This is a genomic window from Bradyrhizobium sp. in8p8 (assembly GCF_000426845.1).
Taxonomy (GTDB): domain Bacteria; phylum Pseudomonadota; class Alphaproteobacteria; order Rhizobiales; family Xanthobacteraceae; genus Bradyrhizobium; species Bradyrhizobium japonicum_C.
The window spans coordinates 12,513-32,964 of the sequence record NZ_AUGD01000026.1 but is presented as its reverse complement, the minus strand read 5'-3'; the positions used below and the strand labels follow the sequence as shown (position 1 = coordinate 32,964).

15 protein-coding genes are annotated in these 20,452 nt (G+C 61.9%); 6 read left to right on the top strand and 9 right to left on the bottom strand.

Annotated features, from left to right (window positions below; translation table 11 throughout):
- The 3 genes from K408_RS0134070 to K408_RS41540 all read right to left on the bottom strand — a co-directional run bounded on the left by K408_RS0134070 (window position 1) and on the right by K408_RS41540 (window position 6,128).
- Window positions 1-1,560 (bottom strand): MATE family efflux transporter, encoded by a 1,560-nt coding sequence (locus K408_RS0134070; RefSeq protein WP_155248776.1) that lies wholly within the window; start codon window positions 1,558-1,560, stop codon window positions 1-3.
- A gap of 251 nt (window positions 1,561-1,811) precedes the next feature.
- On the bottom strand, window positions 1,812-2,999 hold the full coding sequence (locus K408_RS0134065; RefSeq protein ID WP_024343037.1) for an acyltransferase family protein: 1,188 nt from the start codon (window positions 2,997-2,999) through the stop codon (window positions 1,812-1,814).
- Window positions 3,000-3,149: 150 nt separating this feature from the next.
- Window positions 3,150-6,128, bottom strand: coding sequence for a M10 family metallopeptidase C-terminal domain-containing protein (locus K408_RS41540; protein ID WP_024343036.1), 2,979 nt, complete (start codon window positions 6,126-6,128; stop codon window positions 3,150-3,152).
- A gap of 289 nt (window positions 6,129-6,417) precedes the next feature.
- Here K408_RS41540 and K408_RS0134055 point away from each other — a divergent pair, with 289 nt between their 5' ends.
- The 4 genes from K408_RS0134055 to K408_RS0134040 all read left to right on the top strand — a co-directional run bounded on the left by K408_RS0134055 (window position 6,418) and on the right by K408_RS0134040 (window position 9,962).
- Window positions 6,418-6,642 (top strand): hypothetical protein, encoded by a 225-nt coding sequence (locus K408_RS0134055; protein WP_349509779.1) that lies wholly within the window; start codon window positions 6,418-6,420, stop codon window positions 6,640-6,642.
- Window positions 6,643-6,755: 113 nt separating this feature from the next.
- Window positions 6,756-7,949: a CaiB/BaiF CoA transferase family protein gene (locus K408_RS0134050; RefSeq protein WP_024343034.1), complete on the top strand. Its 1,194-nt coding sequence runs from the start codon at window positions 6,756-6,758 to the stop codon at window positions 7,947-7,949.
- Window positions 7,950-8,839: 890 nt separating this feature from the next.
- Window positions 8,840-9,502 (top strand): class I SAM-dependent methyltransferase, encoded by a 663-nt coding sequence (locus tag K408_RS0134045; RefSeq protein ID WP_024343033.1) that lies wholly within the window; start codon window positions 8,840-8,842, stop codon window positions 9,500-9,502.
- A gap of 205 nt (window positions 9,503-9,707) precedes the next feature.
- On the top strand, window positions 9,708-9,962 hold the full coding sequence (locus tag K408_RS0134040) for a hypothetical protein (protein ID WP_024343032.1): 255 nt from the start codon (window positions 9,708-9,710) through the stop codon (window positions 9,960-9,962).
- A 294-nt stretch (window positions 9,963-10,256) separates the two neighbouring features.
- Here K408_RS0134040 and K408_RS0134030 read toward each other — a convergent pair whose 3' ends face one another.
- The 6 genes from K408_RS0134030 to K408_RS0134005 all read right to left on the bottom strand — a co-directional run bounded on the left by K408_RS0134030 (window position 10,257) and on the right by K408_RS0134005 (window position 16,733).
- Window positions 10,257-11,123 carry an outer membrane protein gene (locus tag K408_RS0134030; protein ID WP_024343031.1) on the bottom strand — a complete coding sequence of 289 codons (867 nt, stop codon included), beginning with the start codon at window positions 11,121-11,123 and terminating at the stop codon, window positions 10,257-10,259.
- A 166-nt stretch (window positions 11,124-11,289) separates the two neighbouring features.
- Window positions 11,290-12,807 carry a tripartite tricarboxylate transporter permease gene (locus tag K408_RS0134025; RefSeq protein WP_024343030.1) on the bottom strand — a complete coding sequence of 506 codons (1,518 nt, stop codon included), beginning with the start codon at window positions 12,805-12,807 and terminating at the stop codon, window positions 11,290-11,292.
- Window positions 12,808-12,819: 12 nt separating this feature from the next.
- A complete protein-coding gene (locus tag K408_RS0134020) occupies window positions 12,820-13,362 on the bottom strand; it encodes a tripartite tricarboxylate transporter TctB family protein (RefSeq protein ID WP_024343029.1) in 543 nt (180 codons plus the stop codon).
- 180 nt (window positions 13,363-13,542) lie between these two features.
- Window positions 13,543-14,523, bottom strand: coding sequence for a Bug family tripartite tricarboxylate transporter substrate binding protein (locus tag K408_RS0134015; protein ID WP_433994162.1), 981 nt, complete (start codon window positions 14,521-14,523; stop codon window positions 13,543-13,545).
- Window positions 14,524-14,676: 153 nt separating this feature from the next.
- The gene (locus K408_RS0134010) at window positions 14,677-15,471 is read right to left on the bottom strand and encodes an enoyl-CoA hydratase/isomerase family protein (RefSeq protein ID WP_024343027.1); all 795 of its coding nucleotides are present in this window, start codon (window positions 15,469-15,471) and stop codon (window positions 14,677-14,679) included.
- A gap of 62 nt (window positions 15,472-15,533) precedes the next feature.
- The gene (locus tag K408_RS0134005) at window positions 15,534-16,733 is read right to left on the bottom strand and encodes a pyridoxal-phosphate-dependent aminotransferase family protein (RefSeq protein ID WP_024343026.1); all 1,200 of its coding nucleotides are present in this window, start codon (window positions 16,731-16,733) and stop codon (window positions 15,534-15,536) included.
- A 205-nt stretch (window positions 16,734-16,938) separates the two neighbouring features.
- Between K408_RS0134005 and K408_RS0134000 the strand changes: the two genes are divergently transcribed.
- Both K408_RS0134000 and K408_RS0133995 read left to right on the top strand, forming a co-directional pair.
- Window positions 16,939-19,947: an FAD-binding and (Fe-S)-binding domain-containing protein gene (locus tag K408_RS0134000; protein ID WP_051160768.1), complete on the top strand. Its 3,009-nt coding sequence runs from the start codon at window positions 16,939-16,941 to the stop codon at window positions 19,945-19,947.
- Window positions 19,940-20,368, top strand: coding sequence for a GlcG/HbpS family heme-binding protein (locus tag K408_RS0133995; RefSeq protein ID WP_024343024.1), 429 nt, complete (start codon window positions 19,940-19,942; stop codon window positions 20,366-20,368). The genes K408_RS0134000 and K408_RS0133995 overlap by 8 nt, the downstream gene beginning before the upstream one ends.
- The last annotated feature ends 84 nt before the right edge of the window (window positions 20,369-20,452 follow it).

The following is a 20,452-nucleotide window of genomic DNA, read 5'->3' as shown; positions in this document are numbered from 1 at the left end:
CTAGTTCGGCACGGCCGCCAGCACTCGCCCACGCACCCGCTCCATCAGAAGCGGACTCGCTGCGATGGCAACGACCACGAGCCAGATCGTGCATTCTGCTAGGAAGCGCAGCAGCCCTGCTCCCGGCACAAGGCCCCGGATCGCCAATCCAAGGCCCCATCCACCGAGCATGATCAGGGCCATGATCGTGATCAGGACCAGCATGTGGCGGATCGGATGGGCCAGCGTCTGGCGCACGATCACGAGCGTCAGGATTCCGACCTGGGTCAGCAAGTCGCTTGCGACGATCGCGATTGCGGCGCCGAGCGAACCGAGCCGGGGAATCAGCACGGCCGAAAGGATCAGGAAAACGACCAGTTGGACTCCCTTGGTCCGCACCAGCAGATCGCCCCGATTGCTGTGATTGGCGAAGCCAAGGGCCATCAGGGAGGGCGCGACGACAGCTGAACCTATCAGCACCGTGACGGTGAGCGCGGCATCGTTCGGAATGCTGCCATGCGTCCACAATGCGAAGAAGTCCGACCAGAACGGCAACAGCCCGCCAACGATCAGGCTGGCCGTCGCGGTGATGAACAGCGATCCGTAGGCATAGAGGCTGCGCAACCGCACAATGTCGCCGATCGCAAAATCGTGGCCGAGCTCGGCGCCGATCGGCAATGTCATCTGGATGCAGACACCCCGCAGGAAGCTAGAGATGACGCGGATCAAGCCCCATTGCGCGACCGCTACGCGATCGGTAACCATCGCGCTGACCAGCAGCATCGGCGCATTGGCGAGCGCGATCTCCGTCAGATTGGCAACCGCGAACGGCAGGGCAAGTCGGAATTGCGCGGCATTCCATCGCCAGGACCGCGGCGCGAGCGCGCCTCCGCGCTTCAAGAACGGCAGTTGGCGCGGCGCGTCGTAGACGATCAGGAACATCGCGAACAGGATCTGCGGCGCAACCAAGGTGATCGCGACCGCAAGCAGGCTGCCGAGCCACGCAATCGCGATGAGCTGCCCGATCTGTCCGACCAGGAGCGCGACATTCTGCGCCCACACGGCGCGACTGTATTTGCCGCGCACGCGATAGAGCCCGGAGACGAGATTGGCCGGCAGGGCGAGCAGCGTACCGACCGTCATGACGATCATCGCAACATTGAAACTCTCACTGCTGTGAAACCCGAGGACCATCGCCGGCGAAAACAGCTCGGCACCCGCAATCAGCAAGACGCCGAGTCCCACGACGATCGCCAGATAGAGCCGCATCATGCGGGCGTAGAAATTCGCCGTTCGTCCATCGCAATCGGCGCAGGCCTTGAATGCAAGAAAGCGGTTGATAGCGCGAAGCTGCAGGCCGGCATCGGCAACGACGACGAGGCTTCCGGCCGCATAGAGCGCGAGCCAGGCCGCGAGCGTGTCACTGCTCCAGAAGTGCAGGAACATCGGGATCAGAAGAAGCTGCTGCGTCAGAGCGAGCAGCATTTGCACGAGGTTCGCAGACCAGCCGTGAATGAGCCGGTAGAAGCGTCCCCCCTCGCGTCCTGGGCTGTCCGGCCCATCAACTCGCGTATCGGTCAAGCGCTTCTTTCTTGGTGTGCGAGAGGGCTGAGCCGCGCCTCGATCGCCGTCGACAGTGGACCAACAGATGCGCCCACCGCAACGATCAACAGGAGGCTCCTCCAGAGGAAAACCAACGTGGATTTGGTCGCCGCAAATTTGCGTCTTACGGCCGTTAGACGGCTTAAGCAAGGGCATCCAGTTCGTCCCGTTCAATTCGGTTCTACCCGAAGATCGAGCGGCAAGCCTGCATCAGCGCCAGTTTACGAATTCTAGTGTGACCCGTGAAGGACCCGATTGCCGAAGAGACGAGATGCCACCTGCCCCAGAAGCCTCCTGTTCTCCACGATAGTGGCTAAGCGAGAGGATACGTAAACTGTAGGAATGAGGACAAGTGTCATTGTAGCCAGAGACACCATCCAATTGAAGTCGTGAAGAAACGGATGGAGGAGACTGAAGGCAAGAAGGAAGAGAGGATAGTGGATCACGTACAGCGTGTAGGAAAAGTTCGAAAGCCTGACAAGCGGGCGCGCGAATTGGCGGTGAGAGACTGATGCGGAGCGGACGACGACGGATAGGGCGATTGTAGCCAGCATTGAGTTCACCACCATAATCTTCTGAGCCGATGAGGTTTCGTATGGCAGAAGTATATCGCTCCAAAGGTGCCCGCCTCCGATCAAGAGAAGAGTGAGCAGTAAGATAGAAGCGAGCGCCGCGACAACCGGAAAGAAATATCTTGAATGAAGCCAGCGAGCCACATAGGCAATGGCGAGGCAAAATCCGCTGAGCCAGATCAATAAGAACCATAGGAAGAGACCATTCCGCCCGTAGATCAGCATACCGACCAAAAGTGCAATCGGAGCTAGGCGAGAAACGGACAAGCCGTTCCAGAGCCGCGCGACTAGGAAAGTCGAGACGTAGAACCACCATTCATAGCTCAACGTCCATAGCGGCCCGTCCATACTGATCGGGGGCGGAACGAACGGCACTGCTCCATATAGGAGAAGCAAAGTACTGGGCAGCGCGCTCCATTCCACTTGGACGCGTTCTCTCGCCAAGAAAAGTTCGCCCCCCAAGCGAAAACTCTCCGCCCCATGCAAACCAAGCCCTGAGACAATGACATAGACCAGCAACGTGACGGCGACAGCCAGAAGCAGAGGAGGATAAATTCGTACCACGCGCGCTCGGGCGAATTCGGCGGATCGGAAAGTTCCATTTGGATTTCGGTGACGTAGCGTGCTGATGCAGATCATGAAGCCGCTGACGACAAAGAAGGCGTCAACGGCGTATGTGGAGATCAGGCTCGTCAGGATATGACTCGGTGTGCCGGTACCAAAGTAGGGAAGGACGAATACCTGGAAGCCGTGGACGTACGCAACGATCAAGGCACTCAGACCACGCAAGCAGTCCATGAGGTGCGAAGTAGTAGTGTCGAGGCCGATGCCAACGTTCTTTGCCATTTCGATCCCTCGGCCGCACGAAAATAGAGAGCATTCACATGCTAGGTTGGATATCGACAGGCAAGTTTGACATCGTCACGAGCAAGATTAGTCACCTCGATCGCCGCTTCCGGCCTTGATCGGGGCATGGGGACTCGGAACCAACCCTGATCAATGGAGTATCAAGTAGCCCAAATGCGAATCAATCGTCCAGTGGGAGGAGTCCTCCACCCCGGTGTGGGCTTGACGTGCCTCGATCGCAGTGCTGAGGCGAGCACTGGCTGGTTCGTTCCCGCCCTGTTCCAAGGGGATTCCAAAAATCCCCGAAACATGAGGGCTGAAGCTATCGGTGTTTAAAGTCCCGTCCTGTCCATCCATGTAAGTTGTCAAACCGCTTGAAGATTTAGGCGCGGAGGCCGACACCCCAAGAACACCATCCCCATTCAGGTCCTGATGGAAGCTCGGCTCTAGCGCCTCCAGCACCGAACTTGAGCCCGATACGATCGCGCCGCCAGTCCCGTTGGAAACAACTGTGCCGTTCGAGTCGGTATTCCAAACCGTGTATTGGTCGCTACCAGGCACATGCAGTGCAATCTCATACCCGCTCGCCGTCTGCTCGGCTCCAATGAAGGTCCAGCTACCGAACTGACCCACAGTGACTACCGCCCCGCTATATTTCAGCGTTGGCCCCGTCCCGCCCGAGACTGGACTAAAGTAGAAGTTGTTGCCGGCCTGCACGAGGCTCGTCGAGCCAAACGACTCGATCACGACCGGAGGTAATCCTATCACGCCATCGCCGTTCAGATCCTGATGGAAGCTCGGCTCGAGCGCCTCTAGCACCGAGCTTGAGCCCGATACGATTGCGCCGCCGGTGCCGTTGGAAACAACTGTGCCGTTCGAGTCGGTATTCCAAACCGTGTACTGGTCGCTACCAGGCACATGCAGTGCAATCTCATACCCGCTCGCCGTCTGCTCGGCTCCAATGAAGGTCCAGCTACCGAACTGACCCACAGTGACTACCGCCCCGCCATATTTCAGCGTTGGCCCCGTCCCGCCCGAGACTGGACTAAAGTAGAAGTTGTTGCCGGACTGCACGAGGCTCGTCGAGCCAAACGACTCGATCACCACCGGCGCTACAGCAGCGGGGAGTCCTATCACGCCATCGCCGTTCAGATCCTGATGGAAGCTCGGCTCGAGCGCCTCTAGCACCGAGCTTGAGCCCGACACAATCACGCCGCCGGTGCCGTTGGAAACAACTGTGCCGTTCGGGTCGGTATTCCAAACCGTGTATTGGTCGCTGCCAGGCACATGCAGTGCAACCTTATACCCGCTCGCCGTCTGTTCGGCTCCAATGAAAGTCCAGCTACCGAATTGGCCCGCGGTGACTACTGAGCCGCTATATTTCAGTGTGGGCCCTGTCCCGCCCGATGCCGGATTGAAGTAGTAGTTGTTGCCGGACTGCAAGAGGCTGGTCGAGCCAAACGACTCGATCACCACCGGCGCTACAGCAGCGGGGAGTCCTATCACGCCATCGCCGTTCAGATCCTGATGGAAGCTCGGCTCCAGCGTTTCCAGCGCCAAGCTCGAGCCCGACACGATCGCGTCGCCGGTGCCATTGGAAACGACCGTGCCATTCGCGTCGGTATTCCAAACCGTGTACTGGTCGCTACCAGGCACATGCAGCGCGACCTCATACCCGCTTGCGGTCTGTTCGGCTCCAATGAAGGTCCAGCTACCGAATTGGCCCACCGTGACTACCGAACCGCTATATTTCAGCGTTGGCCCCGTCCCGCCCGAAACAGAATTGAAGTAGTAGTTGTTGCCGGACTGCACGAGGCTCGTCGAGCCAAACGACTCGATCAGAACAGGTGTGAGCTCTCTGATGAGAGTCGTACCCGTCACATTACCATCGGCAAACTGGAAATGCTCGACGTTCGTTACGGTGTCGGTGCCGTCAGGCGGATTGGCGCGTAAATCGGCCACCGTAAAAATCTGCGTCGCCGAATCGTAGGAGATGCCGTAGTTCGCCCGATTGCCCGAGTACACCGCGGTATCGGTGCTGGCGCCGCCGATGATGGTGTCGTTGCCACCGCCGCCAGTGATCGTGTCATTCCCCGAGCCGCCGTTCAGCATGTTGGCAATGGCATTGCCAACAATGACGTCGTTGCCGGAGCCGCCGATCGCGTTGTCGATGTAGGAGCGCGCGTCGCCGTTGTAGAGATAGGCATTGTAGACGTTGCCTGATGCATAATGGCCGTTGCCGAGATAGGCCAGCTGCACGTTGGAGAATACCGACGAGGCGCCGGGATTGAGGTTGATGCTCAGGTTGGTCGTGTAGTTCGACAGGTCGTACGTATCGACGCCCCCGCCGTCCCAGATGGTCTCGTAGATGCGGTTGGCCGAGCCGCCGACGCCATCGCCGGATGCGAGCTGACCGACGCCATTGATGAACTGCTGCCCCGTGGTCGGATTCCAGGTGTAGACGGTGTTGCCGCTCTGGGCCGTATAGTCAGCGCCATACATCGTCTGCAGCGCGAGGATATCGTTCGCCATGTAGGTCTGCGAATATCCGTACGCTTCGTTCGTATAGCCGCCCGTTGTCGAAGCGCCGACATAGCTGCGATAACTCATAACGGTGTATTCGCTGCTGTCATGCGCGCTGGGCACCGCGACGTTGCCGGGGCCACCGGCCTCCTGGCTATGCTTGAGGCCCAGGGCATGGCCGAGTTCGTGCAGCGCCGTGGTGAAGTAGTAGTTGCCGAGCTTGGCCAGCGAGAAATTGTATTGGTTACCAAACCAGATGTCGCCGCCTGGCGCATAATTACCGGGATAGTAGGCGTAGGCGGTCGGATTGGCTGCCGGCGACTGTGCGATCATGAGGTCGGCGCCGTTCGTGCCCGCATACTGGATGTCAGCGTTGGTGTAGCCGAGGATCAGCCCGACCGCGTAGTTGATTGCCGCCCGAATCTGCGTCGGCACCGAGGCAAAACCCGACGTGGTCGGCTCGCCGTCGCCGCCATAATAAGGGTTAGAGTAGTCGCCGGACGCGTCGGGAAAGCTGTAGGTGATCGTGCCGGTCCATTTGTAGCCGGATAGCAAACCGTCGATCTCGGCGTTGTTGGTGGCACTGACGTTAACAGCGGTGGCCAATGGACCCTCCGGGAGCAATCCGATCGCGCGATTCGGGCGACGGCGCGTGATTCTAGCTTCAGAGGTAAACGTTTGGCTTAAATTTGGCGCCTGTGACTGCCACTCTTCCATAAGACTGCGTTAGCCACCAAATCCCGTAGTCATACGGGCACGGCACGAGAGCTCGATCCCACGACGCCCCCGTAATTTGCAGGGTCTCATGAAAAGACGTTCACTCCCGGCCGGCCTGCTTGGCGCTTTGATGGCGTTCGGTGGGCTGGACTATCAACCCCTCGGAGGAGTGCCAGTCATGGCCAATAAAGCCAATACAAGCGCCAGCGGTGGCAGGAGCAGCACGGCGGGGCACGCACCTTCGATGCCAATGGCCCGCGATCCCGCCGCTGCGGTGGCAGAGGAATACGAAGCAGCGCGTCGGAAAGGAACGCGGGACGCCTTCGAACTCTTCATCGCGCGTCATGGTGAGTCCCCCCTTGCCGAGCAGGCGCGCGCCGAACTGAAACGCCTGTCGCGCTGATCTCGGCCCCCATAAGGCATGGCATTTCGGCAGGCCGCATCGGCGCCGAGCCGGCTTGTCGCGTGATCTTTCGGCATTATGGTAGGCCGCAATCTGTCCCGGAGCCTTTCACGATGCCCATTCCGCATGCCTCGGAAGCCCTGTCGCGTTTCACTGTGCTCGATCTGACCCGCGTCCGCTCCGGCCCTACTTGCGTGCGACAGCTCGCGGACTGGGGCGCCAATGTGATCAAGATCGACGCGCTGACCGAGGACGCCGCCGGCGAGCAGCCGGGCGGACCGCGGCGTGGTTCCGACTTCCAGAATTTGCACCGCAACAAGCGGGCGATGACTCTGAACCTGAAGGACGAGCGCGGCCTCGCCGTCTTCAAGCGTCTCGCCGCCAAGGCCGACGTCGTGGTCGAGAATTTCCGCCCGGACGTGAAGAAGAAGCTCGGCATCGACTACGACAGCCTCGTCGCGATCAATCCGCGCATCGTTTATGGCAGCATCTCCGGCTTCGGCCAGGATGGCCCCTATCACAAGCGACCCGGGTTCGATCAGATCGCGCAAGGGATGGGCGGGCTGATGTCCATCACCGGCGCGCCGGGCGAAGGGCCGATGCGGGTCGGCATTCCAGTGGCCGACCTTACCGCCGGCCTGTTCTGTGCCATGGGCATCCTTACGGCGCTGCTGGAGCGCGAGGTCTCGGGCAAGGGGCAGTGGGTGCAGACATCACTGCTGCAGGCCCAGATCTTCATGCTCGATTTCCAGGCCGCACGCTGGCTGATGGAGAAGGAGGTCGCCCAGCAGGCCGGCAACAACCATCCGACCAGCATCCCGACCGGCGTGTTCAAGACTTCAGACGGCTACATCAACATCGCCACCACCGGCGGGCGGATCTGGGAGCGCTGCGCGCAGGCGCTCGGCGCGCCGGAACTCTATGCTCACCCCGACTATGCGACGGCCCCTGCCCGCTCCAAGAACCGCGACGCGCTCAACGCCGAGATCGAGAGACGCACGGTGACGAAGTCGACCGAGACCTGGGTTCGCGAGCTCAACGAGGCTGGCGTGCCCTGCGGGCCGATCTATGCGATTGACCAGATGTTCGAGGACGCGCAGGTCAAGCATCTCGGCATCGCACAGGATGTGCCGAACGAAGAGGGCCGCCACATCCGCCTGGTCGGCCAGCCCGTGAAGCTGTCGCGCACGCCAAGCCGAATGGTGGCGCGGCCGCCGGAATTCGGAGAGCAAACCGAGGAGGTGCTGAAGGAGTTCGGATTGTCAGCCGACGAGATCGCGAGCCTTAGAAAAGCCCGCGTCATCTAAGGGCTCATTTTAACGAGGATTGTAGGCGAATCTGACGGCGAATTCTCATAGGCCTTGCGAAACCGGAAAATAAGCTCGGTCATCGGCACCACTCCAAGTGACGGCCTCCACTCGTGAAACAAGCAACTTAACCGACAATGGTATCGACGAAGAAAGCTCGGCTCACACCTCGGAGGACCTAATCAGATCTCCGCGCGGGCGGCCGGCTAGGCGGCGGCTCGTTCAAATCTTGAGCCCAAGAAGCACCCTTCGCAACTCTTGATTGCGAATGGTCAGAGCTGACACAGGATGAAGTGAGGAAACCTCCAGCGACGATAGCGGCAATACCCACAGTCCTCATTCCGCAAGTCAGCAACAAACCTTTCAACTGAAATGGAGCTTCCTGCATCACAGCGGACCACAAGGAACTGAAAGAGGCAGTTTAGCAAAGGGGGCCGACGTTGTCGATATCGGACTCCGCAGCTGCTTAGAGAAACGGGTCGAGTAGATCAACTTGCTTCAGTTGACCAGATCCTTGTTCGAGCCGCCTATTACGCGTTACCGCGCGCAGGTGGATGAAGGCTCGAGCTACTGGACTTGGCGAGCAAACCGATCAGGCTTGGCCGTTTCGAATCCGACGCGGACGAGCTATCTCTCCAGCAGATCAATGTGACTACACGAACGACCGCGATTTTTTCGAAGGACGTAGCGAGCGCAGGCCGCCAAGACAGAGCACCTAAAGGTAAGAAGGTCTGCGACAGAAGGCGCCGCCACTCCTATCTCGGGCAACAATGACAGGCGGCATAGCGTCGCACTGGTTGATATACCCAAGACATGCATCTGAACGCTGTACATTTCTTGAAGTTTCTGATTGCATCTCGAAACGTCTAGGACAACCGTCGGAATTACCGATGAGTTTGATGCGCAGACTGCGTCGGAAGCTATTCCCGCCCCACGGGGTCGTAGAAGGCTACGAAAACGAAGAGCTTGTCGAGACAATTCTCCGCAAGACAATCGCCTTCCAAGCGGAAGAAAACTGGCCTCTCGTTGCAAATGTAGGGTCGGTACTCGATTTCGGCGGCGGAGCTGGGATCCACTACAAGATTGCGCGGCAAACGTCGCCGGATACTCGCTGGGCGGTGGTAGAAACGCCAGCAATGGTCCGTCGCGCAAGTAAGCTGGCAACGAACCGGTTAAGGTTCTTCAGCGAAATCCACGATGCCGCCGACTGGCTTGGAAGCATCGATCTAATGCACTCAAATGGAGCGATCCAGTATGTAGATGATGCGATTGGCACCGTGAAGGCTTTGTGCGCCGCCAGACCCGCTACAATGGTTTGGTATCGCGTGCCTATCAGCAATGGATCGGCCAAGAAGGAGACTCAGAAATCTTTCCTTAGTCATAATGGGCCAGGCAAGATGGCAGTGGAAAGCGATAAAGTGGTGAAGTACACCCGGTGCTGGATTCCCCAAGCATCGTTTGTCGATGCGCATCAAGGTTACGCTCTGATTGAGCGTGGCCCAGATCCGCGAGAGCGAGGCACTCAGCACTTCTACTTCGCGCAGATAGAATAGGGCGACGACTGTATTCGTAGACAACAAGCGACGGCGAAAGCGGTGGAAGTTGCAGTGGGGTGTTCCCGCCCGTGCCGCTGGCGGCACAGCAAGGGGAGCCGCGCTATCAGGCGAGAGCGACGGGAATTGCTCGGAGGGCCGCCAATGCCCGTTGGCTAGACACTTGCCACAAGCCACGCATCGAGACCTCCTGCGATTTGGGAATATGGAGATCGAAGTTGCCGTCCTCGATGATGAGCAACGTGTGATTACTCACGATGGCCTGATGGTGGGGCTGGGTCGCTTGCGGCTGCCCAAAGGGCGTCAGTACTACCGGAACGGCGCCAATCTCCCTTGCTTCTTGACAGCCAAGAGTTTGAGGCCTTTCTTCGGTGAAGATCTTGTTAGGATAGCCGGCCAGATCGACTTCCGCACCTTGCAGGACACTAGGGCGTTTGGCTACACGCCAAACTTCCTCTGAAAAGTCTGCGATGTGTTTGTGCGCGCCCAAGGTGCCCGTGTCGAAAGGCTACTCAGTGCACAATTGCCAACGGCGCCGGCATTTCGCGAAGCAGCTGAACGTCCAGATATGATTCGCCTCCCTGATCAGGCTGCGGATCATCACGAGAAGGAGTTCGGCCTCAGTGCGAACGAGATCGAGCGGCTCCGGGACGCCAAGGTGGTGTGAACGTTACGTGCACCGTCTGCAACGACAAAGCCCGGCGCAAGCCGGGCTTTGCTTCTTGCTGACGCCTTTTTTGATCTTAGTACCGGCTTAGTACTTGGCGACCACCGGGCCACCGAACTGATAGTTGATGCCGGCGCGCAGGATGTGATCGGTGAAGCGCGAGGAGACGTTGGCGCTGATCGCGGCGGCCGGTGCCAGCGTGAACGGACCGGACGAGAAGCGCCCGAGGTCCATGTAGAGATATTCGAGCTTGGCGCTCCAGTTCTGCGTGATCTTGCCTTCGACGCCCGCACCAACGGTCCAGCCCGCGCGGGTCGTGGAGTTAGAGCCGACCGAGGCGATCGCCACGCCAGCCGGGGTGAAACCGGTCATGGTGCCCGTGGTCTTGATCTCGCCAAACGCCAGACCGCCGGTGCCGTAGAACAGGACCTTGGGGGTTGCCAGGATGCCGATGCGACCGCGAAGCGTGCCGAACCATTGAAGGTGCTGATCGACCGTCAGAGTAGTGCCGGCCAGACCGCCCGGGGGGAGGAACGTCAGGCCAGGAAGACAGGGCCCGCCGGCAGGCGCCACGCCGACGCAGCTGAAGGTCGCGCGGCCCTTTTCGTCGGACCAGTTCAAGTCGCCCTCGATGCCGTACACCCAATTGGCGCTCTGCCAGTTGTAGCCCGCTTGGCCACCGGCGACGGCGCCGTTCATGTCGAACGAGCCGCTCGTGATGGATCCCGCCGGAGGTGCGATCGCTGCACCCGTGACCGAGTTGAAGTAGGATACGTCGGTGCGCGAACGGCCCCAGCTGTATCCGCCGTTGGCGCCGACGTAGAAGCCGGTCCATGTCCAGACTGGCTCGAGGATTGGCGCCTTGACATAGGGCTTTGCTGCCAGATCGGCGGCCAGCGCGCCGGTGGCAAACAGCGACATCGCAGCCGCCATTCCGATCACTATCCGCTTCATGGAACTCCCCCTTGCAAGATTTCGTGATCGGAATATACGCCGTTGCCGTCCCAACGGCTGTGCCGCAGCGGCAACATCCAGCAACATTCGAGTTCCCGGTAGTGTCCGAGCCGAAACACTACCACCCCACTAAATCATTGATCTCGAACAGGATTGCTCCAGAGGCCTAGCGCGATGTCGCCCTGGTCCCATGCGTCAACCCGACACGGGCGAGCAGACTGTCAATCACCGGCCAGAACAGCAGCAGAATCGCCAGCGTCGTGATCGAGCCGACCAGGCCGTTCGACCAGAACACCTTCAAAGTCCCGCCGGAGCCGATCATGGACAGGCGGAAGGCGTCCTCGGCGCGGTTGCCGAGCACGAGCGCGAGGGTGAACGGCGCCAGCGGAATGCCGATCTTCTTGAAGACGTAGCCGACCACGCCAAATCCGAGCATCAGCCAGATGTCGAAGATCGCGTTCTGGATCGCATAGGCGCCGATCGCGCAGGACACCACGATCATTGGCGCCACCGCCGCAAACGGCACGCGCAGGATCGAGGCAAAGATCGGGACCGTTGTCAGGACCAGCACGAGGCCGACGACATTGCCGAGATACATCGAGGCGATCAGGCCCCAGACGAAGTCCTTGTGCTCCACGAACAACAGCGGACCCGGATTGAGGCCCCACACCATCAGGCCGCCGAGCAGGATCGCCGCCGTGCCCGAGCCCGGAATGCCGAGCGCCAGCATCGGCAGCAACGCCGACGTGCCGGAGGCATGTGCAGCGGTCTCCGGCGCGAAAACGCCCTCGATGCGGCCCTTGCCGAAGCTTTCGGGCTCCTTGGCGAAGCGCTTGGCCAGGTTGTAGCCCATGAACGAAGCCGCAATCGCGCCGCCGGGGGTGATGCCGAGCCAGCAGCCGATGAAGGAGGAACGCAGCAGCGTCACCCAGTATTTCGGCAGGTCCCTCCAGACGCCGAGCACGACGCGCAGCGAAATGCCAGCAGCGTGTCCGCGCAGCGCCAGCCGCTCCTCCATCGTCAGCAGGATCTCGCTGATACCGAACAGGCCGATGACGGCGACCAGGAAATTGACGCCGCGAAGCAGCTCCGGCGAGCCGAAGGTCATGCGGAGATTGCCAGACACGGTGTCCATGCCGATGCCGGCGAGCAACAGGCCCAGCGACATCGAGATGACCGTCTTGTGCTTGGCCTCTCGCCCGAGACCGACGAAGGAGCAGAAGGTCAGCAGATACACGGCGAAAAACTCGGGCGGGCCGAACTTCAGCGCAAAGGACGAGATCATCGGCGCGAGGAAGGTGATCAGCAGCACCGCGACCAGCGAGCCGATGAAGGACGATGTGAACGCCGCCGTCAGTGCCTCCGCGGCCCTGCCTTGCTGCGCCATCGGATAGCCGTCGAAGGTGGTCGCGACCGACCAGGCTTCGCCGGGAATGTTGAACAGGATCGAGGTGATCGCGCCGCCGAACAGCGCGCCCCAATAGATGCAGGACAGCATCACGATCGCCGAGGTCGGATCCATCGTGAAGGTGAGCGGCAGCAGGATGGCGACGCCGTTCGGGCCGCCAAGACCCGGCAGCACGCCGACGAAGATGCCGAGCACCAGCCCGACCATCATCAGGACGAGCGTCTTCCACGTCAGCAGGACCGCAAAGCCGTGGAGCAGGAGTCCGAAAGCTTCCATCGTGCGGGCCCGCTAGCGGCCGAGGGCCGCTTCGAGCGGCCCTTTCGGCATGATGACGTCGAAGGCAATGTCGAAAGTGACGAACATGATCGCCGTGAACACAAGAGCGGTGAGCAGCGACTTCCACAGCGTGATCTTGCCGACGAGCCGCATAAAGCCCGCGATCAGGAGAAAGCTCGCGACATACAGGCCGAGGAACTGCGTCACCAGGCAGAACAGCAGCGTCGGCACGAACACCGCCATCACGCGGCCTGCCTGCGCGCGCGCGACGAAGGTCTCGCGCGTCGCGCGATGCGAGACGAGCGTCGCGATCAGGCCATAGAGGCTGCCACAGCCGAGTATGATCGAGAGATAGAACGGGAAATAACCAGGCTCCGGCCCAGTCGCGTCCCAGGACGCGCCGGTGCGCCAATTGTCGTAACCGAGCGTGGCCGCCAGCGCGAGCAGCAGAAGGCAGATGACGATCTCGACCGTGCCGGAGGAGACGACGGACGGGGAATCGTCTTCAGGCGCTGTCGGATCGTCGACGACGATTTCGATATCGGTTTGGGACATGAGTTGAGCGAATGCTGTGGCCAATCCCCTCTCCCCGCCCGCGGGGAGAAGGTTAAGGTGAGGGGGAGGCTCTAAGAGGACGGTAAGGGTCAGACTAGCGGAGAGTCCCCCTCACCCGGATTGCATCTTCGATGCGATCCGACCACTCCCCGCACGCGGGGAGAGGTGAAGAACGGCAAGCTACTTCGCAACGAAACCGGCTTGCGTCATCAGCGACTTGTTCAGCGCATCGTCCTCCTCGAGGAATTGCACCATGTCCTTGCCAGTGAGGAAGATCGGCTTCAACGCCTGCTTCTCCATGTACTCCTTGTACTCGGCGGTCTGCGTCACCTTGTGGAAGAGATCGACGTAGAACGCCTGCTGCTCCGGCGTAACCTTGCCGGGCAGGAACATCGCGCGCAGCATCAGATATTGCACGTCGACGCCCTCTTCCTTGCAGGTGGGAATGTCGGCCCAGGACTGGGTATCGGTCACCTTGCTGGTGTAGGAAATGCGTTCCTTGTCGAACACGCAGAGCGGCCGCACCTGACCGGCGCGCCAGACTTCCAGATTCTCGGACGGATTGTTGACGTTGGCCTGGGTGTGGTTACCGACCAGCTGGGTGGCGGCCTCGCCGCCGGACTTGTAGGGCAGATAAGAGAATTTCGCGCCGGTCTTCTGCTCCAGGAAGACGGTCAGCACGTGGTCCTCGCGCTTCGAGCCGGTGCCGCCCATCTTGAACGGCGCGCTTGCCGCCTTCGCGGCTGCGACAAATTCCTTCACCGTCTTCGGACCGGCGCTGTTGTCCCACAGCACGAACTGGTCGAGCGCGACCACCGACACCGGCGTCAGCTCGCGCCAGTTGAACGGGATCTTCGCCGACAGCGGCAGCATGTAGATCAGCGAATAGGCGATCAGCACCTTGTTCGGATCGCCTTCGCTCGACTTCATGTACATCAGCGCTTCCGCGCCCGAGGCGCCGCCCTTGAGCGAGACGACCATCGGCTGCTTCATCAGATTGTTCTTCTGGATCGCGGCCTGCATCATCCGCGCCATCTGGTCGGAGGCGCCCCCCGCGCCCGCGGCGACCACGATCTCGACCGGCTTGGTCGGCTCCCAGCCGGCGAAGGCCGGCGTGCTCAACAACAGCGCCGTCGCGGCGCCGACGGCCTTCACTGGAATTCGCACGAGTTTCGTCCCCTGTTGTTTTTTTGAGTTGGTAGTTCGGTAGCTTCTATCCCTGCATTGTGCGGACTTATACCGACGAGTTCAAGCAAACCGGCAATTCAAGCCATATGACTTTCGGCTGACCAAGCAGAAAGCCGACAAGACTCTTTACCTGCCCTTCCAGACCGGCGCGCGCTTGTTGAGGAAGGCATCCATCCCCTCGCGAAAATCTTCGCTCATATAGGCCTTCAGGATCAGGTCCTCGCCCTCTTCGCGCGACAGCGTGCGGCGGATGCGGCGCACCGCTTCCTTGGTCGCTTCCAACGTGAGCGGCGCGTGGCTGGCGACGAGCTTCGCCGTGTCGTCGGCGCGGCGCTGTAGCGTCTCGACGTCGGGCACGACCTCATTGAGCAGGCCGAGAGCCAGCGCTTCCTGCGCCTCGACGAGGCGCGCCTTGAAGATCAGATCCTTGGTACGGGCAGGACCAACCAGCGCGACGACGCGGCTGATGTTGGACATCGACAGGCAGTTGCCGAGCGTGCGCGCGATCGGAAAGCCCATCCGCGTCGTCTCGGTGCCGATGCGAAGATCGCAGCAGGCGGCAATGCCGGCACCGCCGCCGGTGCAGGCGCCGGCAATGGCCGCGATCACCGGCACACGGCACTGCTCGAGCGTGCCGAGCACGCGGTCGATCCGCGCCTCGTAATCGAGCGCATCCTGCGCGGTCTTGAAGGCCCGGAACTGCGAGATGTCGGTGCCGGAGGCAAACGCCTTGTCGCCCGCGCCGGTCAGGATCAGCGCCTTGATCGACCGATCGGCGTTGATTTCCAGGCAGATATCCGCCATGCGATCGTACATGGCGAAGGTCATCGCGTTGCGCGCCTGCGGGCGATTGAAGGTGATCCGCGCGATGCCGTCCTGGACGGAGTAGAGCAGATCTTCGTTGGTCGTCGGTGCGTTCATCGCGCTCTCTTCTTCTCTGACTGGTTCAGGCGTCGAGCCTTCAAGCGGCTTGCGCCTCTAGGCTAAGCAACTTGGGCCTTCGTCATCGGCAACACGTCGCGTCCCTTCAGCACATCCATGGCCGCCAGCACGCCGCCGCTCCGATGCGGGATCTTGGCGAGGTCGAGCCCCATCTCGACGCCGGCGAGCGTACCCATCAGCATCAGATCGTTGAAATGGCCGATATGGCCGATGCGGAACACCTTGCCCTTGACCTTGTTCAGGCCCGTGCCAAGCGACATGTCGAAGTTTTCAAGCACCACCTTGCGGAAGGCGTCGGCGTCGTGTCCTTCCGGCACGCGCACACCGGTCAGCGCCGGGGAATGCGCGGCGGGATCGGCGCATTGCGTCTCCAGGCCCCAGACCTTGACCGCGGCGCGCGTCGCCGCGCTGTGGCGCTTGTGGCGGGACCAGACGTTCTCCAGGCCCTCCTCTTCCAGCATCCTGACCGCTTCGCGCAGGCCGTACAGCAGGTTGGTGGCGGGCGTATAGGGAAAGGTGCCGAGCTTGTTGAAGTTGATGACCTCCTGCCAGTCCCAATAGGAGCGCATGCCCGGATTGGCCTTGGCAACGCTGAGCGCCTTCTCGGAGATCGCGTTGAAGCCGAGGCCGGGGGGCAGCATCAGGCCCTTCTGGGAGCCGGCGACCGAGACGTCGATGCCCCAGGCGTCGTGCTCGTATTCCATCGAGGCGAGGCCGGAGATGGTGTCGACCATCAGCAGCGCAGGATGCTTGACGCGATCGAGCAGCTTGCGCACCTCCAGCGGCGGCGTCACGCAGCCCGTCGAGGTCTCGTTGTGAACGACGCAGACCGCCTTGATCGCGTGCTGCTTGTCCGCAGCCAGGCGCGTCTCGATCTCGGCGAGGTCGGCGCCATGGCGCCAGTCGCTCGGGATGAAATCCACGTCGAGCTTGAACTTGTCGGCAATGCCGCGCCACAGCACGGCGAATTGGCCAGTCTCGCACATCAGGACCTTGTCACCGGGCGAAAACACGTTGACCATCGCCGCTTCCCAGGCGCCGGTGCCGGACGAGGGGAAGATGATCACGGGCTGCTTGGTGCGGAACACGCGCTGCATCGCGGCGAGGACGGCGAAACCGAGTTCGGCGAACTCCGGACCGCGATGGTCCAAGGTCGGCATGTCCATCGCCCGCAGCACCCGATCAGGTACGTTGGTCGGTCCTGGAATCTGTAGGAAATGCCTTCCAGTATGCACGGTCATCGGCGTCCTTCCCGGTCTTTGAGGCTGTCTTGGCTCTAGCGTCGGCACGCTCGATGTGAGGGCTCCGGCGAGCCGTTCGCATATCACTATTCGCCGGGCTTGTCCCTCGCCCGCCTAGCTCCGTCAATGCAGAACAAGCAGGGCTTGCTTGCCAAGGGCCGTGACGGGAGGCAAGACGGTGCCGGCGAACAAGCGAAAGTGGACCATGGCGGCGGAAGTGGCTGGAAAATTGCCGAAATCGGTCCAGAAGGACGGCCTGGCGGCGCGTCTGGCCCGGGAAATCACCGGTGACGTCCTGTTCGACCCCTACAGCCGCGGCCGCTACGCCACCGATGCCTCGTTCTACCAGATCATGCCGGCCGGCGTGGTGGTGCCGCGCAGCATGGACGAGGCACTGCGGGCACTGGCGATCGCCCGCGATCAGGGGCTGAAGGTCACCCCGCGGGGCGGCGGCACCTCGCAATGCGGCCAGACCGTCAATGACGGGCTGGTAATCGATCTTTCCAAGCACCTGAACCGGATCCTGTCGCTCGACGTCGAGGGCCCAACCTGCGTGGTCGAGCCGGGAATCGTGCTCGACGACCTCAACCGCCAACTGAGGAAGCACGGTCTGTGGTTCCCGGTCGACGTTTCCACGGCCTCGCGTGCGACCATCGGCGGCATGGCCGGCAATAATTCCTGCGGCGGGCGCAGCCTGCGCTACGGAACCATGCGGGACAACACGCTGTCGATCGAGGCCGCGCTCGCCGACGGCACGCTGAGCCGCTTCGGCGAGGTTTCACGCGATCTTTCCCTTGTCGAGGTCATGGACAGTACCCGCGCGCTGTTCCGCGACATGCTCGATCTCGGCGCACGCGAAGCCGAGGAGATCTCCGCACGCTTCCCCAAGGTGCAGCGCCGGGTCGGCGGCTACAATCTCGATGCGCTGGTGCCGCGCAACGCCCCGAATAACATGGCCCATCTGTTGGTCGGCTCCGAAGGCACCCTCGCCTTCACCACCAAGGTCGAGCTGAAACTGTGGCCCGTGATCCGCAACAAGGCGCTTGGCGTCTGCCATTTCGGCAGCTTCTACGAGGCGATGGACGCGGCGCAGCATCTGGTGAAGCTAAAACCGATCGCCGTCGAGCTGGTCGACCGCACCATGATCGCACTCGGCCGCGACATCGCGATGTTCGCACCCGTTATTTCCGCAGCGATCAAGGGCGATCCGGACGCGGTGCTGGTGGTGGAGTTCGCCGAAGAGGACCAGGCGGATAATCTGGCGCGACTCAAACAGCTCGGCGAGCTGATGGGCGATCTCGGCTTCGGCTGGAACAACGACACGCGCAAATGGGGTGGCGTGGTCGAGATCGTCGAGCCGGCGCTGCAGAGCGGCATTGCCGATTTTCGCGCCGCGGGGCTCAACGTCATGATGTCGATGAAGCAGGAGGGCAAGCCGGTCTCCTTCGTCGAGGACTGCGCGGTGCCGTTGCCGCATCTCGCCGACTACACCGCCCGCCTGAACGAGGTGTTTGCCAAACATGGCACCAGCGGCACGATGTATGCGCACGCCTCCGAAGGCTGCCTGCACGTTCGCCCCGTGCTGAACCTGAAGCTGGACAAGGACGTCAAGGCGATGCGCGCGATTGCCGAAGAGGCGTTCGCGCTGGTGCGCGAGTACAAGGGCTCGCATTCCGGCGAACATGGCGATGGGCTGGTGCGCTCGGAATTTCACGAGAGCATGTTCGGCGAGCGCCTCGTCGCCGACTTCAAGTACGTGAAGCAGCGCTTCGATCCCGAGGGCGTCCTCAATCCCGGCAAGATCGTCGATGCGCCGAAGATGGACGACCGCTCGCTGTTCCGGTTCAAGCCCGATTATCGCGTAAGCGAGCTGAGAACAGAGCTCGATTGGTCAGCTTATCCCGGCGCGGACGGCGGCTTCCAGGGCGCGGTCGAGATGTGCAACAACAACGGCGCCTGCCGCAAGCTCGAAGGCGGCGTGATGTGCCCATCCTATCGTGCGACGCACAACGAGAAGGATGTCACGCGAGGGCGTGCGAACACGCTGCGGCTCGCGATCTCCGGTCAGCTCGGCCCCGATGCGCTTTCCTCCGACGAGATGATGGAGACCTTAAAACTTTGCGTCTCGTGCAAGGCCTGCCGCCACGAATGCCCGACCGGTGTCGACATGGCCAAGATGAAGATCGAGGTGCTCGCCGCACGCGCGCGGTCCCATGGCCTGACGTTGCGCGACCGACTGGTCGCGTACCTGCCGCGCTATGCCGGCCTCGCCTCGCGCTTCGCGCCGTTGGCGAATCTGCGCAATAACAGCCCGCTCTTGCGAAGGTTGTTGGAGCGGATTGCGGGCATCAGCGCGCGCCGCGCTCTCCCCGCCTTCCGCAGCGATGTGTTCGCACCGCCGGCCGACAGCGTCGGGCCTGAGGGCGGCCGCGAGGTCGTTCTGTTCGCCGATACGTTCAACCGCATCTATGAGCGCGAGAATCTCGACGCCGCGCTGCGCGTGCTCACGGCCGGCGGCTATCGCGTGCACCTGCCGAAGCAGGCAAGCGGCAGCCATCCGCTCTGCTGCGGCCGCACCTTCCTGTCCGCGGGACTCGTCTCTGAAGCGAGGGCCGAACTGGATCGGCTCGTGACCGCGTTCGCGCCCTTCGCCGCGCGGGGCGTGCCGATCGTGGGGTTGGAGCCGAGCTGCCTGTTGACGCTGCGCGACGAACTCGCCTCCTTACGCAAGGACGACGAAGCCAGGGCTGTCGGCGCCCACGCGCTGACCTTCGAGGAGTTTCTGGTGCAGGAAGCCGGAGCTGGCCGGCTGCAGCTCCCGCTCGGCACCGTCGCCGACAAGGCTGTCGTGCACGGCCATTGCCATCAAAAATCCTTCGGCGCCTTCAAGCCGGTCGAGCAGGTGCTGCGCCTTGTCCCGGGCTTGAAGGTCGAGACCATCGAATCGAGCTGCTGCGGCATGGCCGGTGCCTTCGGCTATGGCGCCGACACCTATGACGCCTCGATCGAGATGGCCGAGCTGTCGCTGCTGCCGACCGTGCGGCGCGCGGACCAGGCGACCCTGGTCGTTGCCGACGGCACCTCGTGCCGTCATCAAATCCACGACGGCACCGGACGCGAGGCACTTCACGTCGCCCGCGTGCTCGCGATGAGCCTCGACCGCGCCGAAACCCATTCCACCTCTCAAGCTGCAAAGGAAGCCAGCAATGACTGACCTCACGCTCGATACCGCTCGCAAGATCCTTGATGCCGCCTTCGCGAAGGCCGGTGAGCTCAAGCTCAAGCCGCTGGTCGTCACCATCCTGGACGCGCGGGGCGTGCTCAAGCTCGCAGCCGCGCAGGACGGCACCAGCCTGATGCGCGCCGAGATCGCCCACGGCAAGGCCTATGGCGCGCTCGCCATGGGCATGGGTTCGCGCGCCCTGTTCCAGCGCGCGCAGGAGCAGGCCTATTTCATCGACGCGGTAAACACGATCGCCAATGGCGCGCTGGTGCCGGTCCCCGGCGGCGTGCTGATCCTGGACGGCACGACCCTGCTTGGAGCGGTCGGCGTCTCCGGCGATACGTCCGACAATGACGAGGGCTGCGCAGTGGCCGGGATCGAGGCCGCGGGGCTGAAGGCCAACGCGGGCTGAGCGGGGTCGACACGACGATCTCGCCATCGAACGGCGGCTCCCGACCAAAATTGAAATAAGTGCAAAGGGCCGGTGGCCGGACGA

Excerpts from the sequence above, each read along its gene's own strand:
- K408_RS0134010 (WP_024343027.1), bottom strand. The coding sequence starts at position 15,471 with ATGAACGCACCGACGACCAACGAAGATCTGCTCTACTCCGTCCAGGAC.
- K408_RS0133995 (WP_024343024.1), top strand. The coding sequence starts at position 19,940 with ATGACTGACCTCACGCTCGATACCGCTCGCAAGATCCTTGATGCCGCC.
- K408_RS0134045 (WP_024343033.1), top strand. The coding sequence starts at position 8,840 with ATGAGTTTGATGCGCAGACTGCGTCGGAAGCTATTCCCGCCCCACGGG.
- K408_RS0134020 (WP_024343029.1), bottom strand. The coding sequence starts at position 13,362 with ATGTCCCAAACCGATATCGAAATCGTCGTCGACGATCCGACAGCGCCT.
- K408_RS0134055 (WP_349509779.1), top strand. The coding sequence starts at position 6,418 with ATGGCCAATAAAGCCAATACAAGCGCCAGCGGTGGCAGGAGCAGCACG.
- K408_RS0134025 (WP_024343030.1), bottom strand. The coding sequence starts at position 12,807 with ATGGAAGCTTTCGGACTCCTGCTCCACGGCTTTGCGGTCCTGCTGACG.
- K408_RS0134000 (WP_051160768.1), top strand. The coding sequence starts at position 16,939 with ATGGCGGCGGAAGTGGCTGGAAAATTGCCGAAATCGGTCCAGAAGGAC.
- K408_RS0134030 (WP_024343031.1), bottom strand. The coding sequence starts at position 11,123 with ATGAAGCGGATAGTGATCGGAATGGCGGCTGCGATGTCGCTGTTTGCC.
- K408_RS0134005 (WP_024343026.1), bottom strand. The coding sequence starts at position 16,733 with ATGACCGTGCATACTGGAAGGCATTTCCTACAGATTCCAGGACCGACC.
- K408_RS0134050 (WP_024343034.1), top strand. The coding sequence starts at position 6,756 with ATGCCCATTCCGCATGCCTCGGAAGCCCTGTCGCGTTTCACTGTGCTC.
- K408_RS0134065 (WP_024343037.1), bottom strand. The coding sequence starts at position 2,999 with ATGGCAAAGAACGTTGGCATCGGCCTCGACACTACTACTTCGCACCTC.
- K408_RS0134040 (WP_024343032.1), top strand. The coding sequence starts at position 9,708 with ATGGAGATCGAAGTTGCCGTCCTCGATGATGAGCAACGTGTGATTACT.